The sequence below is a fragment of the Gammaproteobacteria bacterium genome (assembly GCA_016199745.1).
In the GTDB taxonomy this organism is placed as follows: domain Bacteria; phylum Pseudomonadota; class Gammaproteobacteria; order Acidiferrobacterales; family Sulfurifustaceae; genus JACQFZ01.
This window is the reverse complement of record JACQFZ010000049.1, coordinates 72,798-87,882: the sequence shown is the minus strand read 5'-3', so window position 1 is coordinate 87,882 and position 15,085 is coordinate 72,798. Positions and strand designations below refer to the sequence as shown.

The following is a 15,085-nucleotide window of genomic DNA, read 5'->3' as shown; positions in this document are numbered from 1 at the left end:
ACTGCATCGGGGCTGATCCTCTTTGGTTATCGTTGTACGGACTCGACAACCGTAGGATAGCGCGAGGAGGTTTCAGCCCTCTTCCTATCTTCCCGATGGATAAAGTGATTTGCTTAAAGCAGTGCCATTGGGTAGCGTCCCTTTTTTGTCTCCCTTTTTTGTCCCGCTGTACACACGCTCGACATCGACGACGCACCCGCGCGCCGTATCGTTCTTGGGGATTGGTACGAACAAGGCAGCGTACTGCGCTGCGATGCCAACGGCTGTACGCTCGACGTGCTGCCGTTGACCCGATAAAACTCTCTCAGCAGGTGTACGAAAATCCCCTCCCCGCTGTTGCGGGGGGTGAGGTGGGGTTTTCGTGAGTGTCCAGTGGACACTCACGCCGCCGAACGGGCGCGCTGACATTCGCGCGCCCCAGGCGGGAATAGTTAGGGTGTGGGTATTATCGCGTTCGACGCATTATCCGCGACTCAGAAATTCGACGGCAACGTAAACCCACGTGCCGTAATCGCCGCCGTGATCGTCGCCGACGCGCCCTGCCCCATCAAATCCAACGGAAAAGTAACGTCGGTCGCATCGGCGATCAAATTCGCTTGTGTCGACAATCCGGAATTGGCGCCGGTTAAATTGCGATCGTACCAAAAAGTCGCGCCGCCACCGTGCGTTGCATTGGTGTACTCGCATGTCGTCGTCGGCGCATAACGAATGTCCGACGAGCTGGCGCCGACTAACCATTTGCTGGCGGTCGCGTCGAACGTCAACGATTGCCGCTGTGCATAGGCCGAATAGCTATGGCTGCTCCCGGGACCGGCCCAATTACAGATCATTCCTTTAATCGAACCGTCGCTCGTTTCGATGTCATCGCCGAAACCGAAGTACGCCTCGCCGACACGCACGCCCGATACCGTATCGGTCCAGACGTTGAACATCCGCGTGTTACCGTCTAGATAGCCCGCCTGCCAGGCGAAAGCGAAATTGCCATCGAGCGTCGCTGGATCGAAACTAGCGGCGAAGCGCGAAAAATTATCGGCCCAGCCCTTGCCGGTGCCCAAACTATATTTGGCGGCAGGGTTTAACTCGTTGTCCGCATCGTACACATCGCTCGGCAAGTTGCTGGCGACTCCGCAGAAGTTGCCGATGCGCTGAGAGATCGTCATCTCCGTGCTCGAACGCTCGTACTTCACGGTGCTCGCCGCCGTCACCGGCTTTGGCGACACCCCTTGGCAGTTACCGGCGTCGTTCGTGCCTTCGGCCGTGAACTGCAACGTGCCGCTGTAAACGCCGGTGCTGGTTTCGGTGTTCGACAACGACAACGTCACCGGGAACGTGCCGGCGATCGGCGTCGTTACCGTTACGTCGAGCGCCAACGTATAAGTCCAGGTGCCGCCGTCCGTGCTGCGCGCGAGTGTCGCGGTGGTGAAGCTGATCCCGCTCAACCCCAACGCATTCATCGGCGTCAACAGATTGGCAGATGCACCGGCCGCCGGCGTCAGGCTATTGGCAAACGCCACTCGCCGCATCCCCGCCAGTATCAATAAGCTCGTATGAATACGGCGCTTGGCGCCGCGCATCTTTAGATTGAGCTGCTCGGCGGCGCAGGCCGTGGTATCGCTGGTGACGGTTTCGGCCCAAATACCCAAATCGCCGCTCGGCAACTGACCGCTGTTAGGCGTGCCTGCCTGCGGATGGTCAACGTAATTCATCGTCGGGCCGTAGCAGTTGGCATTTCCGCCGTCGGACTCGAACAAGTAAGCCGAATTCAATGCCGTCGCCAGCGCTACGTCACCGGACAAAATATCGTCGAGCAAGGTGACGAACGCTTCATGCTCGCTGGGATCACCGGCGGCCGCATAGGTATCGGCGATGAACATATCGTTGGGCATCGCATGCGCTAATGCGCGCCATTCTCCTTGGCGCAGCAAACGCCAAGCGAGCTGCGTTTTCTCCGGCCAACGCATCTGCTGCCACCCGTCCAAACGGGCGACACTGGACGACGACCCCGACGCCAATGGCGAAGCAACACTCACGCCGGCGGGGAAGCCGGTACTGGCTGTCGAGGAGCCACTGGAACTGTGATGATTACAGGCCGTTAGAACGGCGACGAGAATAATGCTGGGTACTGCAAACTTGAGCGTCATTGTGACGAGTCCCTTCTGTGAGTTGTCCTTTCCTCATCCGCCTTTTTCCATAACCGTCGGAACGGCGATGAGGTCCCAACATATTCCCAACCGTCACAGCACGTACTGCCTATAGGTTAATGAGCTTGGGAATTACGTGGGATTAAGTATAGTTCGCGCTAGCGCGGTGCAATGACGAAAGCCCCGGGATTGATTGAGCGGCCAAAAATGGCTGAACTGTTTATGGTCCCGGCGACACCTGGCGCAAAGCCACCCCCCTCTCCCCTTGCGGGAGAGGGGCCGGAGGGAGAGGGGTGGTTATACAAACACACGTTAAGTGTGTCCGCGAAAACTCCGCCTCACCTCCCGCAAGGGGAAAGGGAGACGCAAGGATAACCTTCTGGATAAGTTCGTGGGCGAAGGAGCGAGACACGACGCTACAGCGTCGGTATAAAAGGAATCTCTTGCAGCACCGGGCTTGATGTCCGCCGGCTTTATATTTTTGTATCGCTCTAGCGACAATGAAATGTCTTGCTGTCGCCCCTCTCAGTCAACCAACGGCGGTCCATTCATCCACCAGCTCATTTACACCCGACGTGATCCGGCACTCCCAAGCCAGAACTTCCAAAATTCCGTCGCGACAACCAATGACAAAGTGTTTCGCTTTTTTCAAAACATCGCTCTCGCCTAACTCAGCCACCCAGGACGATTGCTCCACGACAAATAACGCTCCGTGAGCAGGCAGCGCTGCAACGATAGTCGCTGCACATTCCGTCGACGTAAATTTCCACGCTTGAATGGATTTGAATTCGAGAATCCATGTCGCTCCGGATTCTTCTTCGACCTTCAGCTTTAACCCATCTTTACCGATATTCAGGTAGCGACGATCGAGTGCTCTGGGCCGATCTGCAGTAATAGACGTTTGCCAATGGACAATGCGCATAGTGTTGTTCGATCAGAGTTGGGACGGTTTATTTTGAGTCGGATATATGACTTTCTTCTTAATCCATGGTGGGACGGAGGTAGCGGTTGCAAGTTCATTTTAAGAACCCTCTGCAACCAGCCCCTCCCATTTTGCAATATCCGTGCCCACAGCTTTTCTTGTTCTGAAAACCGTCACTTTGTAATTTTTTGTGAGCCAATCCGCTCAATCTCAATCCTCGTCCAAGCGAACGCTGCCGGCAGTTGGAAATATTTGAGCCTAGCGCTTTTAATTTCCCTAACGCTTTCAGGCCGTTTTTAGTTTAGCCACAACGACTAATTACTCGTACTCCGAACCCACTTCGCCCGCCGGTTCTTGCCGTCTGCCAACACGTCCGGCGTTAACGTCATAGCTAAAACTTCAACAGTCTTCTTTGCTGAAATCAAACCACTTTCCGACGCCAGTGTGTACCATTTAAAGGCCTCCGCTAAATCGCGATTGCCATTTTCATCGCTGGAATAGAAGGTTCCCAAATAATATTGCGCCTCAGAGGCACCTCGATTCGCCGCTTTATGGATGAAATCGAGCCCCTTCGCCTGGTCGATATCGACAAGATCGCCGTCCAGATAAGCGGTGCCGAGATAGTAGGCCATCTGGGTTCGACCCCACCACAGACCATTAGCCGTGGTCTTCGATGACCGATACAGAACTTTTGGTGCGGATCCGTTAGCCAACGCGAACGATTCCATTTGCTTGATGATGTCGGCAAAAAAAACATTCACTGCTTTCTCGGCCGCCAATTTTTCTTCCCCCGCCGGAACTGCGGCGAGCAGGTAGTCAGCATGAACGCGCATCGCCGCAAAAGGATAAGCGCCCGTCGCCAACTTCGACGAATACCGCACCCGCAACAAATACTCGTCTAATTCGGTCAACTCCTGGCCGTTGTAGTAGTAGCTCAACACGGTCTTGAAATAGGGGTGCCCGTTAATTCCAAGCAGATGCATTGCCTCGTGCTGCATGCAGTAATCGACTAAGTTGGCGTACAGCTCTATTTTGGCGCCGACGATATATTGTTGCTGCAGTTTGCCACCCGAGGTGGCACAAGCGTGCTGGTCGAAGTACTGCCGACCCACACCGTTGCGGAATTCGACCTGCACATTCGCCTTTTCGCTGGCATCTACCTCAACGACACGAATACCGGCAACATCGGCGACATGCTGCAAATGATGCAAGGCACGTGGGCGATAGTAATCCACCGAGTATCCATAAAAATAAACCCGGATGTCTTCCTGCCACTTGTAGCTATAGGCCGGATAGCCGTTCTGTAGCCAAATGCTTTCCCAGGCGACTTGAAGCAGATCGGAAATGTTTTTCGACGTTACCGCTAGACCGCGGGGGAGTACGTCATCAGCAATCGGCTCGCATGTTTTGCCGTCAGCTTCTGAAACTTGGACGGCGTTGCAATCGCCCGATTCGGCAGCAAACGAAAAACCGGGCGCCATCAACAACGCCGTTAGCATTGCTGCTGACAAACCAGCACGGATGCTCGTAATAACGCTCACACAGGTACCTCACGAACTTGAGTTGAATTGCGTGCACAGCAAACATCAACGCGCATGAAAACCGCTGCGTGTGTTGGCGCACTTTGGTTTCTACCGGGAGGAAAACACTGACGCATTCACCGCAAGGGTGATGCGTCATCACATCCTTTAATTGTTCGTCACGGCGTAGTCTTTTTTGTTATTTAAACGCCGCTCCCAGTCGCCACTCTAACCCGCGGTGGGTATGTGGGCAAGGCAGATTTACATCTAGCGCCAGAGCCGCCTGGACGACCAGCTTCTGCCTGTCTGACGTTGATACTTTTTATGCCGCCGACCGCAATTCCGCCGCCAATTTTTCGCACACTTCCTTTGCATCGCCGAACACCAACGAACAGTTGTCCTGGTAGAACAACAGATTGTCGACGCCGGCGTAGCCCGGCTTCATCGAGCGGTTGACGAACAGGATGTGCTTGGCGCGGGCGACTTCGAGGATTGGCATGCCGTAGATCGGGCTCGACTTGTCGGTTTTGGCGGCGGGGTTGGTGACGTCGTTGGCGCCGACGACGAGGGCGACGTCGGCGGTGGTGAACTCGGGGTTGATCTCTTCCATTTCGAACACGTGGTCATAAGAGACGTCGGCTTCGGCGAGCAGCACGTTCATGTGGCCGGGCATGCGGCCGGCGACCGGATGGATGGCGAATTTCACTTCGACGCCCTTCTCTATCAGGATTTCCATCACTTCTTTAAGCGCGTGCTGTGCTTGGGCGACGGCCATGCCGTAGCCGGGCACGACTAAGACCTTGGACGCATTGGCCATCAGGAACACGGCGTCTTCGACGGCGGCGGTCTTTACGCCTTTGCCGGCGGCCGAGGCAGCGACGCTTTCACCGCCGGTGTCGCCGCCGAAACCACCGAGGACGATCGAGATAATCGAACGGTTCATCGCTTTCGACATGATGTACGACAGGATCGCGCCAGAGAAACCGACGAGTGCGCCGGTGACGATCAGCAAATGGTTGCTGAGCGTGAAGCCGGTGGCGGCGGCGGCCCAACCGGAATACGAGTTCAGCATTGAGATCACGACCGGCATGTCGGCGCCGCCGATGGGCAGGATCAGCGTAACGCCGAGTACGGCAGCGACCAGGCACAGCGCGATCAGCGAAACAAAGTGATGATGAGCGACGAAATCAACGCCGAGGCCGAACATCACTAGCGCGATCGCGAGATTGAGCAGGTGTTGGCCGCGGAACACTACCGGATTACTCGGCAACAGTGCCTGCAGCTTGCCGAAGGCCATCAACGAGCCGGTGAAGGTGATGGCGCCGATAAAGGCACCGACGAAAATTTCGCTCATCAAAACTTTCGACAGCTCGCCGTTACGCGCATGCGTTAGATAAGTGCCGATGGCAACGAGCGTCGCGCATAGACCGACGAAGCTGTGCAACAGTGCCACCAGCTGCGGCATCGCCGTCATCTTTATCTTCAGCGCGAGCGTGGTACCGATGATGGCGCCGCCGAGCACGCCAACGACGATCCAGGTGTAGTTCTTCACCTCCGGGTTCAGCAGCGTCGCGACCACGGCGATTACCATGCCGGCGATGGCGTACCAGTTACCGCTACGGGCTGATGAAGGATGGGTCAGTCCCTTGAGTCCGAAGATAAAAAGCGCGGCGGCAACAAGATAGGTCAACGCAAGCGTGTCGGTGGTGAGAGTCATTACGTTCTCCGGTTCATTCTTTCCTTAACCCCCTCTCCCCAAAGGGGAGAGGGGACGTTTGTATGGAAGTTTCGCGCGCCCTACTTTTTCTTTTTGAACATGGCGAGCATGCGCTGCGTTACCGCGAAGCCACCGAAGATATTGATCGATGCCAACAACACAGCGACGAAGCCGATGACTTGAATCGGAATGCTGTCTTCAGCGGCGCCGGATACCAAAATGGCGCCGACGATGACGATGCCGGAGATCGCGTTGGTTAGCGATATCAGCGGTGTGTGCAACGACGGCGTGACGCCCCAGATAACGTAGTAACCGATAAAGCACGCCAACACGAATACGTACAGCGCGACGATCGCTCCGCTCATGATTGCGCTCCTGCCCGCTGCTTCGTCATCTTCGAGGTCTCCGCCTTCACTTGACCTTGGTGAGTCATTAACGTCTTCGCCGTAATTTCGTCCGCCAAGTAGTCCACCTTGCAGCGCCATAGCTTGTCGTGCTGTTCGATCGCGAGCTGCAAAAAGTTGTAGACGTTGCGTGCGAAGAAACTGCTGGCGTCGGTCGGCATGCGCGATGGAAAGTTAGTGATGCCGCAGAGCACGACGCCATGCTTGATCACGACCTTGTCGGCTTCGGTCAACGGGCAATTACCGCCGCTGCCGGCGGCAAGATCGACGATCACCGCACCGTCGCGCATGCCTTTGACGGCGTCTTCGGTGATCAGCACCGGCGCCGGCCGGCCGGGGATTTGCGCAGTGGAGATAATGATGTCGGCTTTCTTCAGCTCTTCGGTCAGCAGTTGCTGCTGGCGCTTCTGCGCGTCTTCCGACAGCTGCTTGGCGTAGCCGCCGCTGCCGGCACCGGATTCGCCGAGATCGAACTCGATGAACTTGGCGCCGAGCGACAGGATTTGTTCTTTCACTTCCGGGCGCACGTCGTACGACCACACTTGCCCACCGAGGCGGCGCGCGGTCGCGATCGCCTGCAAGCCGGCGACACCGGCGCCGAGCACGACTACGCGCGCCGGTTTGGCCGAGCCGGCCGACGTCATCATCATCGGAAAGAAACGGCCGTAGAGCGTTGTCGCTTCGAGCACCGCGCGATAACCGGCGATGTTCGCCTGCGACGACAACACGTCCATCGATTGCGCACGCGAGATACGCGGGATCGACTCCAATGCGAAGGTATCGATTCCTTGCTGCGCCAGCGCATCGAATGTGCCGTCGTCGACAAACGGATCGAGCAGGGCAATGAGCACGGCGCCGCGCTTTAGCTGGCGAATCTCGTCGAACGAAGGTTTTTGGACTTTACAAACGATGTCAGCAGCGAATGCCGCTGCCTGCGTGACGATCTCGGCGCCGGCGCTGCGATAAGCCTCGTCGTTAATAAAGGCCTGCTTGCCGGCGTCATGCGCGACTGCCACTTCTATACCCGCCGTCCGCAGCTTGCGTACGGTCTCCGGCGTCGCGGCAACGCGCGCCTCGCCCGCGGCGGTCTCACTAGGAACACCTACCCGCATCTGGTTCTCTCCTGGCTGATGCCGGACTGACGGCCCGGCGGCAAAGCGACGCTAAGTCTGCCAGCGGTGAATCGGATTTACCACGGGTGCGATGCAATCTTACTGGCAAGTGAGGTAATGGCTTTGAATTCACATAACGAGATTGATGACGCGTGTATGACAATTGCGCCAGGACTTTGTCAGCGAAGCCTGCCTAGTGTCCCGGTTCATTAATTCGTTTATTAAATGTAGGGTGCGCCCTGCGCACCGATCGACAGAAAACGGTGCGCAAGGCGCACCCTACATTTATTTGATCTAAAGCGAGTCGGCTAGGAGGGTGTTAGCCTCGACGCGCGCCCACCAGGCGCTAACCGCGCTATGCGCCTGCGGCAGATGCAGGCCGAGCTTACTGCGGCGCCAGAGCACATCATCGGCGTCGCACGCCCATTCAACATCGCGCAGATAAATCAGTTCCGCTTCGTACAAACCCGGCGCAACTTCCGGTCCGAGCTCATGCACCGAGCGCGCCTTGCGTAACACTCGATCCAGCCGAGTGCCGTAAGCGCGCGCCAATCGATAGCGCAACGCTTCCGGTAACCACGGGTAGCGCGCACCGACGTCGGCCAAAAACCGATCGAAATCGGCATGTGCAATATCGCCGCCGGGCAACGGCACGCCGGCGGTCCAATCGCGCGCCTGCTGACCGAGCACCGGCAACAATTTGGCGAGCGCTTCTTCCGCCAAGCGCCGGTAAGTCGTGATCTTACCGCCGAACACCGACAACACCGGCGCGCCTTGGGTATCGAGCTCCAACCAATAATCGCGCGTCACACTCGCGGCGTCGGCGGCGGCGTCGTCCAACAACGGACGTACACCGGCATAAGCGCGTACGACATCGGCCGGGCCGATAGTCTTATTAAAGTGGCGGTTGAGCTCGGTGCACAGATAACGAATTTCGTCGGCACTGATCGCGACATCGGCCGGATCGCCTTGATAGTCGACATCGGTCGTGCCGATCAAGGTGAAGTCGCGCTCATAGGGAATAACGAACGTGATGCGTCGATCCGGATTTTGCAGAACGTAGATATACGGATGATCGAACAACTTGCGGACAATGATGTGACTGCCTTTTATCAGCCGAAGCCGATGCGCCGCCGGCACTCGTAGCTGCTGCGTCAACAAGCTACCCACCCACGGCCCAGCGGCATTGACCAATGCACGTGCCGAGACGCTACTTTCGGTGCCGCTGCGTCGATCTTGTAAGCGCACCTGCCAGCAATCGTCACTGCGCTTGGCGCCGATGCAGCGCGTACGCGTGCGCACCACGGCGCCACGTTCATGCGCATCCAACGCATTCAGCACGACCAGCCGGGCATCGTCGACACAGGCATCCGAATAAACGAACGCCTTGCCGCTATTGACGCGCAACAACTGACCGGCCGGATGGCGGTCGAGTCGCACGCCTTGCGAGCCCGGCAACAATTCACGCTTGGCCAGGTGGTCATACAGAAACAGGCCGATGCGAATCAGGAACGACGGTCGCATCGAGCGATCGTGCGGCACGACGAAGCGCTGCGGCCAAATGATGTGCGGCGCCGCCCGCAATAACACTTCGCGTTCTTGCAACGCCTTACGCACGAGACGGAATTCGTAGTACTCCAAATAACGCAGACCACCGTGGATCATCTTGCTGCTGGCGGACGACGTGTGCCGCCCGAGATCGTCCTGCTCTACCAACATGACACGCAGGCCGCGGCCTTGCGCGTCGCGAGCGATGCCGACGCCATTGATACCGCCGCCGATGACGATAAGGTCGTAGTCGGTTCGTGTGGATTCGGGCATTGGGTTTTGCGTCATCGTTATTGCAACAATCGCGGCAATTGCCGCATATCCGAAAACGTGACGACCGCACCGGCGTCCAGCAACGGTTGCGATGAATTGGCAGCGGCGTAACCGAACACCGTCATACCGGCGGAAACACCGGCGGCCACGCCGGTAGCGGTGTCCTCAACGACGGCGCAACGCTCGGGCGCGCAACCCATGACGCGCGCGGCTTGAAAATAAATATCCGGCGCCGGCTTGGTACGCGGCACTTCGGTACCGCAAAACACGCGGCCATCGAATAACGGGAACAGACCGGCACGCTTCAAGGATAGCTCGGTCTTCACACGGTCGGCGCCGGACGCTACGCAAAACGGCAGGTCGAGCGTCGCCAACACGTCGTGGATGCCGGCGACCGGTTGCACTCGCACATCGAGCGCGGCGTTGCGGCGGGCGACGAACGATTCCAAGAAATCGGCCGGTAACGGCCGGCCGATTTGACGTTCAATGTTGCCGAGCTCGTCGCGCACTAGACGGCCGACGAATCGTTCGATCGTTTGTTCGAGGCTGATGCGCCAGCCGAGCTCGTTCAACATGGCAGCCAATACGCCCTGGGTGATGGGCTCGCTGTCCACTAATACGCCGTCGCAATCGAAAACGATTAGATCGAAGTTGGTCATAAAATAATTTCACTGACGTAGAACAATTCACTTTCTGTCCGCTCCCTCCCCCTCAGGGGAGGGTTGGGGCGGGTTTATGAGCTACATCGAAACCCATCCCCACCCTGCCCCTCCCCTTGAAGAGGAGGGAACCTACAAACGACCACCGAGGTTCGTAGGCAAAGGACCTCCTCAATTAAAACTACAGAACCCGTTTACGCACCTGCGTCACGACAACTTCGGCGATAACAACCACCGCGAAGATCGCCACCAATACCATCGCCACTCGCTGCCACTGAAATAAATTCAACGCCGTGTCGAGCGCCATGCCGATTCCGCCGGCGCCGACCAAACCGAGTACCGCCGATTCGCGCACATTGATGTCCCAGCGCAGCAGCACGATCGACCAAAACGCCGGCTTGATCTGCGGCCAGTAACCGTACCAAATTTGCGCGCCCTTACCAGCACCGGTTGCTTCCAACGCCTCGATCGGGCCGCGCGGCGTTTGTTCGATCGCTTCGCCCATCAACTTGCCGACGAAACCGATCGAACGAAAGGCGATGGCGAGTGTGCCGGCAAGCGGCCCGGGGCCGAAGACGGCGACGAACAGCAACGCCCAAATCAACGAATTGACCGAGCGCGTCGACACCAACACCAGGCGCGCGACCGCGTTCAGCATGCGGTGACGCGTCAAGTTGCTCGCGACCAAAAGACCGAACGGTACTGCCAACAGCATCGACAGCAACGTGCCGAGACTAGCGATGTGCAAGGTTTCCACCAACGCGGCGTGCACACCATCGGCGTAATAAGCCCAATCGATCGGCCACATGCGCTGTAGCAGATCACCCATTTGTTCCGGCGCGTCGTACAGAAACTCCGGGATCACTTCGATAGTGCGCAGCGATTGCACGATGGCGGCGGCCATCACGAGCCAGACGGCGAAACGCAGCAGCTTTTGCGCCAACGTGTGCCGTTGCCACAGGCGTTCGTTCAACGGAGCGGAATGGTTCATCGACGCAGCAGCCTCAGACATGGAACACCTTCTTTACCGCGTTCACTAACACCTCGCCGATGAACACCAGCGCAACGATGGTCGCGAGAATGGTGAACACGAAATCGTAATCGAACCGCTGGAACGCGGCGAACAAGGCACCACCGACGCCGCCGGCACCGACAATGCCGACCATGGTCGAGTTACGCAGATTCGAATCGAGCTGGTAGGTCGAGAAGCCGACGAAGCGCGGCAACACCTGCGGCAACACACCGAATAAAATTACGTTCATGAACGACGCGCCGGTAGCGCGCACCGCCTCGACTTGCTTGGCCGAGATCTCTTCGATCGCTTCGGCGAACAGCTTGCCGATAAAGCCGACGGTGGCGACCATCAGCGACAGCACACCGGCAAGCGCACCGAAGCCGACCGCCTTGACGAACAGAATGGCGACGATCACTGGATGCAACGAGCGACACAGCACGACCAAGGCACGCGCGGTCCAGGTAACGCCGGCCGGCATCAGATTGCGCGCGCCGAGTAAACCGATCGGCAGACTAATGATGATGCCGGCGGCCGAAGCGAGCACGGCGATCTGCAAGCTTTCGCGAATGCCGGACCACAAGATGTCGAGCTTACTCACATCCGGCGGGAACATGCGTCCCAAAAATTTCGCGCCGTTGTCGAGACCGGTGACGAAACGTGCCCACGAGAAGTCGAGCTGAAAGATGGCGTACAGCGCGTACAGCAAAATCGCCAATGCGGCTAGCCGCGCACCGACGCCGGCACGGAATGCTTGAGTTGGCCGATCGGCGACGATGGCGTTCACGCGAGCCAACCTTCGCCGCCGTAAATTTGCTTCAAGATGGTGTCGGTTAAACCCTCGGCGCGACCGTCATAGACGACAACGCCGTTCGCCATGCCGACGATACGATCGGCGAAGCGCTTCGCCAACTCGACGTCGTGAATGTTGACGATTACCGGAATACCGTGCGCCCGCCCCTGCTCGCGCAACAGCGTCATGATTTCCACCGACGTCTTTGGATCGAGCGACGAGGTCGGCTCGTCGGCCAATAAAATTTTCGGCCGCTGCATCAATGCCCGGGCGATGCCGACACGTTGGCGCTGGCCACCGGACAAGGCGTCGGCACGTTGATTGACGAAGTTACTCAAACCAACCGTATTGAGCAGATCGAACGCGTAGTCGACATCAGCCTGCGGAAATTTCCGGCGCCAGGCATTCCAGGCGCTACAGTAGCCGAGACGGCCGGTCAATAAGTTCTCCATCACCGTCAACCGCTCGACTAGGTTGTACTCCTGAAACACCATGCCGATCTGTCGACGACTGGCACGCAACGCACGTCCGCGCAGGAGCGCTAGGTCCTGACGCTGACCATTGGTGCCAAACCAGATTGCGCCGCCGGTGGGATCGACCAGACGATTGATGCAGCGAATCAACGTCGATTTACCAGTGCCTGACGGACCGATGATGGCCGTCATACCGGCGCCGTCGATGGCGAGATTGATCCCTTTGAGAATGGGGTGGCCGGGTTTGTATTCTTTCACCAGGCCTTGAATTTCGAGAGCGTGTGCCATGGGCTCAACTCGAAGGGTTAGGGTTTTACTTTCTTATTCCCTCTCCCCGCAAGCGGGGAGAGGGAATAACGTACTATTTCTTCGCCGCTTCCTTCTCGTACGCCGCGCGGTTGAATTTCTCACCGCCGCTCTCGGCCACGTGGCGCACCAACTCCCAATCCTTTTGGTAGCTGATCGGCACGAACCGATCGGCGCCGCCGAACGCCTTCTTCATCTCTTCCGGATAACGGAAATCGAAGAAACACTTCAGCATCTGGTCGCGGAACTTCGGCTCGAGATCATGCGCATAAGCGAACGACTCGGTCGGAAACTTCGGACTCTTATAAAGGATGCGGAAGTCGTCTTCCTTGATCGCACCACGACCGGCCATGCGATAGAACACGTCGGACGCGACCGCGGCGGCGTCGTAGTCGCCGGAGTTCACGCCGAGGATCGACTGGTCATGCTTGCCGGAGAACAACACTTTGTAGTCCTTGTTCGGCATCAACCCTTCCTTCGGGAACAACGCCATCGGCGCCAAGTGTCCCGAGTTCGACGACGGCGACGTATGCGCGACCTTCTTGCCCTTGAGATCAGTGAGCTTCTGGAACGGGCTGTCTTTGCGCACGATCAACAGCAGGTTGTAGCCCTGCCCTTCCGTTTCCGTGCCCTTGATCGCGAACGGCACAGCACCGGCGATGTTGACCGCGAACGCCGTCGGCCCGGTGGAGAAGCTGCCGACGTGCAAGCGACCGGCGCGCATCGCTTCGATCTCGGCGGCGTTGCTCTGCACTTGGAAGAAGACGACGCGCTTACCGGTGCACTGACTGAGGTAATCCGTGAACGGCTTGAACACCTTCTCGTACACCGCCGGATCTTCGACCGGCGTGTATGTGAACACCAGCGTGTTCGGGCTCTTGAACTGCTTCGGCTCGGTCGGCGCGTCTGCGACTAAATCTTTATCGACATCGCAGTACTGCGAGTCGAGATCGCCGCGATTCGGACAATCAGCACCGGCGAACCCGAGCACCGGCATGAGTAGTGCCAGACTCGCGATAAATAATTTATGGAACGACATGGCAGACCTCCAAATAACTACAACAATTAAAATTTCAGACGCGTACCGACAGTGACGATCTTGATGTCTTCGAAGCTAGCGCCCGGTCGGTCGAGGCTGTGAACCTTAGCGCCGGTGTAGAACTCCGCCCACTTGCCGATCTGGTAGACATAACCTACACCGACAACCGTCGACTCATCGCCGACGGCAGCGAAGTCCTCGCCCTTGGCATAGTCCACGGCCACGGCATGATCACCGAATTTATAACCCAGCTTCACGTATTTCAGCTTGGAGTCGCGCGGTGTCGTCGCTTCGTCCTTGACGTTGGAGTAAGCGGTGGTCACGTTTAAACCAAACGGCGCTAACCACGAAATCGAGCCACCGAAGGTTTTTTCCGATCCTTTGAACGACGCTGCCGACGTCGTCGGATTAGTATCTTCCTTCGAATAACCGATTGCCCCCGCCAGCTTGCCACCTTCACCGTATTCGGAGGCGAACGTCAGGGCCGCTTCGTTAATGGTGTCGGCCTTGGTTCCGTTGCTAATCGCCAACTTCACCGGACCGAAGGCCGGCGTATCGTAGCGCAAGCGATCGTAACGGCTTTCGAAGTCCTGCTGGTTGATAGTGCTTAAGATGGACGGACCGGCGGCACCGGCCGACGTCATGAAGGTCAACGCACCGCCGAGATCGGCAACCGCCACAGATTGGACGACGTTCGTGCCGGACAGATCGACCTCGGTACCGCTGTCAGCGGCGCCGGAGCCTTGACCGATGGAGACTTTACCGAAATTGCCGCTGAAGTAAGCCTCGAGGATGCGCTCTTTCAAACCTGGGTCGGAGGTCTTGTTTCCTTGGGTCACCGCTTGCGACGAGTTGGAAACATATTCGAATTCCAACGTCACCCCCGCCTTCACTTCCGGGACCACGTCTTCCGAACCGGTGAAGCGGAAGCGGGTCGTACTCATCTGGTTATCGACGTGATGCAACTCGGACTGAACGCTATCGTCGGCCCACATCAACGCGCGGTCGACTTGACCGGACACCTTCGCCTCGAACGCATATACGGAAGTACCGCTGGCGCACAATGCGGCGCCGATTGCCGCCGTCAGAAATTTCATATTCATGACCATCCTCCTGCACGAGTTGTTATCGAGGTGTGAACTGTTCCGTTCCGCGTTGTTGCTTCC

Annotated in this window: 13 protein-coding genes; all 13 read right to left on the bottom strand. The window is 57.7% G+C overall.

What is annotated here, in order from left to right:
* Positions 1–473 precede the first annotated feature (473 nt).
* Positions 474–2,141 (bottom strand): hypothetical protein, encoded by a 1,668-nt coding sequence (locus tag HY308_13160; protein MBI3899229.1) that lies wholly within the window; start codon positions 2,139–2,141, stop codon positions 474–476.
* 529 nt (positions 2,142–2,670) lie between these two features.
* Positions 2,671–3,063, bottom strand: a complete 393-nt coding sequence (locus HY308_13155) for a hypothetical protein (GenBank protein ID MBI3899228.1) — start codon at positions 3,061–3,063, stop codon at positions 2,671–2,673.
* Between the two features lie 314 nt (positions 3,064–3,377).
* Entirely contained in the window at positions 3,378–4,604 is a 1,227-nt protein-coding gene (locus tag HY308_13150; protein MBI3899227.1) for an SEL1-like repeat protein, read from the bottom strand.
* 301 nt (positions 4,605–4,905) lie between these two features.
* Positions 4,906–6,300, bottom strand: coding sequence for an NAD(P)(+) transhydrogenase (Re/Si-specific) subunit beta (locus tag HY308_13145; GenBank protein MBI3899226.1), 1,395 nt, complete (start codon positions 6,298–6,300; stop codon positions 4,906–4,908).
* Between the two features lie 80 nt (positions 6,301–6,380).
* Positions 6,381–6,665 (bottom strand): NAD(P) transhydrogenase subunit alpha, encoded by a 285-nt coding sequence (locus HY308_13140; GenBank protein ID MBI3899225.1) that lies wholly within the window; start codon positions 6,663–6,665, stop codon positions 6,381–6,383.
* Positions 6,662–7,816, bottom strand: a complete 1,155-nt coding sequence (locus tag HY308_13135; GenBank protein ID MBI3899224.1) for a Re/Si-specific NAD(P)(+) transhydrogenase subunit alpha — start codon at positions 7,814–7,816, stop codon at positions 6,662–6,664. Before HY308_13135 ends, HY308_13140 begins: the two co-directional genes overlap by 4 nt.
* A 294-nt stretch (positions 7,817–8,110) precedes the next feature.
* Complete coding sequence (glpD, locus tag HY308_13130) at positions 8,111–9,637, bottom strand: glycerol-3-phosphate dehydrogenase (protein ID MBI3899223.1); 1,527 nt, start codon at positions 9,635–9,637, stop codon at positions 8,111–8,113.
* Positions 9,638–9,654: 17 nt separating this feature from the next.
* Complete coding sequence (locus tag HY308_13125) at positions 9,655–10,296, bottom strand: HAD family hydrolase (GenBank protein MBI3899222.1); 642 nt, start codon at positions 10,294–10,296, stop codon at positions 9,655–9,657.
* Positions 10,297–10,477: 181 nt separating this feature from the next.
* Positions 10,478–11,308, bottom strand: a complete 831-nt coding sequence (gene phnE, locus HY308_13120; GenBank protein ID MBI3899221.1) for a phosphonate ABC transporter, permease protein PhnE — start codon at positions 11,306–11,308, stop codon at positions 10,478–10,480.
* Entirely contained in the window at positions 11,301–12,095 is a 795-nt protein-coding gene (gene phnE / locus HY308_13115) for a phosphonate ABC transporter, permease protein PhnE (protein MBI3899220.1), read from the bottom strand. The genes phnE (HY308_13120) and phnE (HY308_13115) overlap by 8 nt, the downstream gene beginning before the upstream one ends.
* Positions 12,092–12,862 carry a phosphonate ABC transporter ATP-binding protein gene (gene phnC, locus HY308_13110; GenBank protein ID MBI3899219.1) on the bottom strand — a complete coding sequence of 257 codons (771 nt, stop codon included), beginning with the start codon at positions 12,860–12,862 and terminating at the stop codon, positions 12,092–12,094. Before phnC ends, phnE (HY308_13115) begins: the two co-directional genes overlap by 4 nt.
* Positions 12,863–12,935: 73 nt before the next feature.
* Positions 12,936–13,919, bottom strand: a complete 984-nt coding sequence (gene phnD, locus HY308_13105) for a phosphate/phosphite/phosphonate ABC transporter substrate-binding protein (GenBank protein MBI3899218.1) — start codon at positions 13,917–13,919, stop codon at positions 12,936–12,938.
* A 26-nt stretch (positions 13,920–13,945) separates the two neighbouring features.
* On the bottom strand, positions 13,946–15,022 hold the full coding sequence (locus HY308_13100) for a porin (GenBank protein ID MBI3899217.1): 1,077 nt from the start codon (positions 15,020–15,022) through the stop codon (positions 13,946–13,948).
* Between the last annotated feature and the right edge of the window lie 63 nt (positions 15,023–15,085).

What these genes read in the sequence shown, in the direction of transcription:
- HY308_13125 (MBI3899222.1), bottom strand. Translation starts at nt 10,296, where the DNA reads ATGACCAACTTCGATCTAATCGTTTTCGATTGCGACGGCGTATTAGTG.
- glpD (MBI3899223.1), bottom strand. Translation starts at nt 9,637, where the DNA reads ATGCCCGAATCCACACGAACCGACTACGACCTTATCGTCATCGGCGGC.
- HY308_13100 (MBI3899217.1), bottom strand. Translation starts at nt 15,022, where the DNA reads ATGAATATGAAATTTCTGACGGCGGCAATCGGCGCCGCATTGTGCGCC.
- phnC (MBI3899219.1), bottom strand. Translation starts at nt 12,862, where the DNA reads ATGGCACACGCTCTCGAAATTCAAGGCCTGGTGAAAGAATACAAACCC.
- phnD (MBI3899218.1), bottom strand. Translation starts at nt 13,919, where the DNA reads ATGTCGTTCCATAAATTATTTATCGCGAGTCTGGCACTACTCATGCCG.
- HY308_13135 (MBI3899224.1), bottom strand. Translation starts at nt 7,816, where the DNA reads ATGCGGGTAGGTGTTCCTAGTGAGACCGCCGCGGGCGAGGCGCGCGTT.
- HY308_13145 (MBI3899226.1), bottom strand. Translation starts at nt 6,300, where the DNA reads ATGACTCTCACCACCGACACGCTTGCGTTGACCTATCTTGTTGCCGCC.
- HY308_13140 (MBI3899225.1), bottom strand. Translation starts at nt 6,665, where the DNA reads ATGAGCGGAGCGATCGTCGCGCTGTACGTATTCGTGTTGGCGTGCTTT.
- phnE (MBI3899221.1), bottom strand. Translation starts at nt 11,308, where the DNA reads ATGTCTGAGGCTGCTGCGTCGATGAACCATTCCGCTCCGTTGAACGAA.
- HY308_13160 (MBI3899229.1), bottom strand. Translation starts at nt 2,141, where the DNA reads ATGACGCTCAAGTTTGCAGTACCCAGCATTATTCTCGTCGCCGTTCTA.
- HY308_13155 (MBI3899228.1), bottom strand. Translation starts at nt 3,063, where the DNA reads ATGCGCATTGTCCATTGGCAAACGTCTATTACTGCAGATCGGCCCAGA.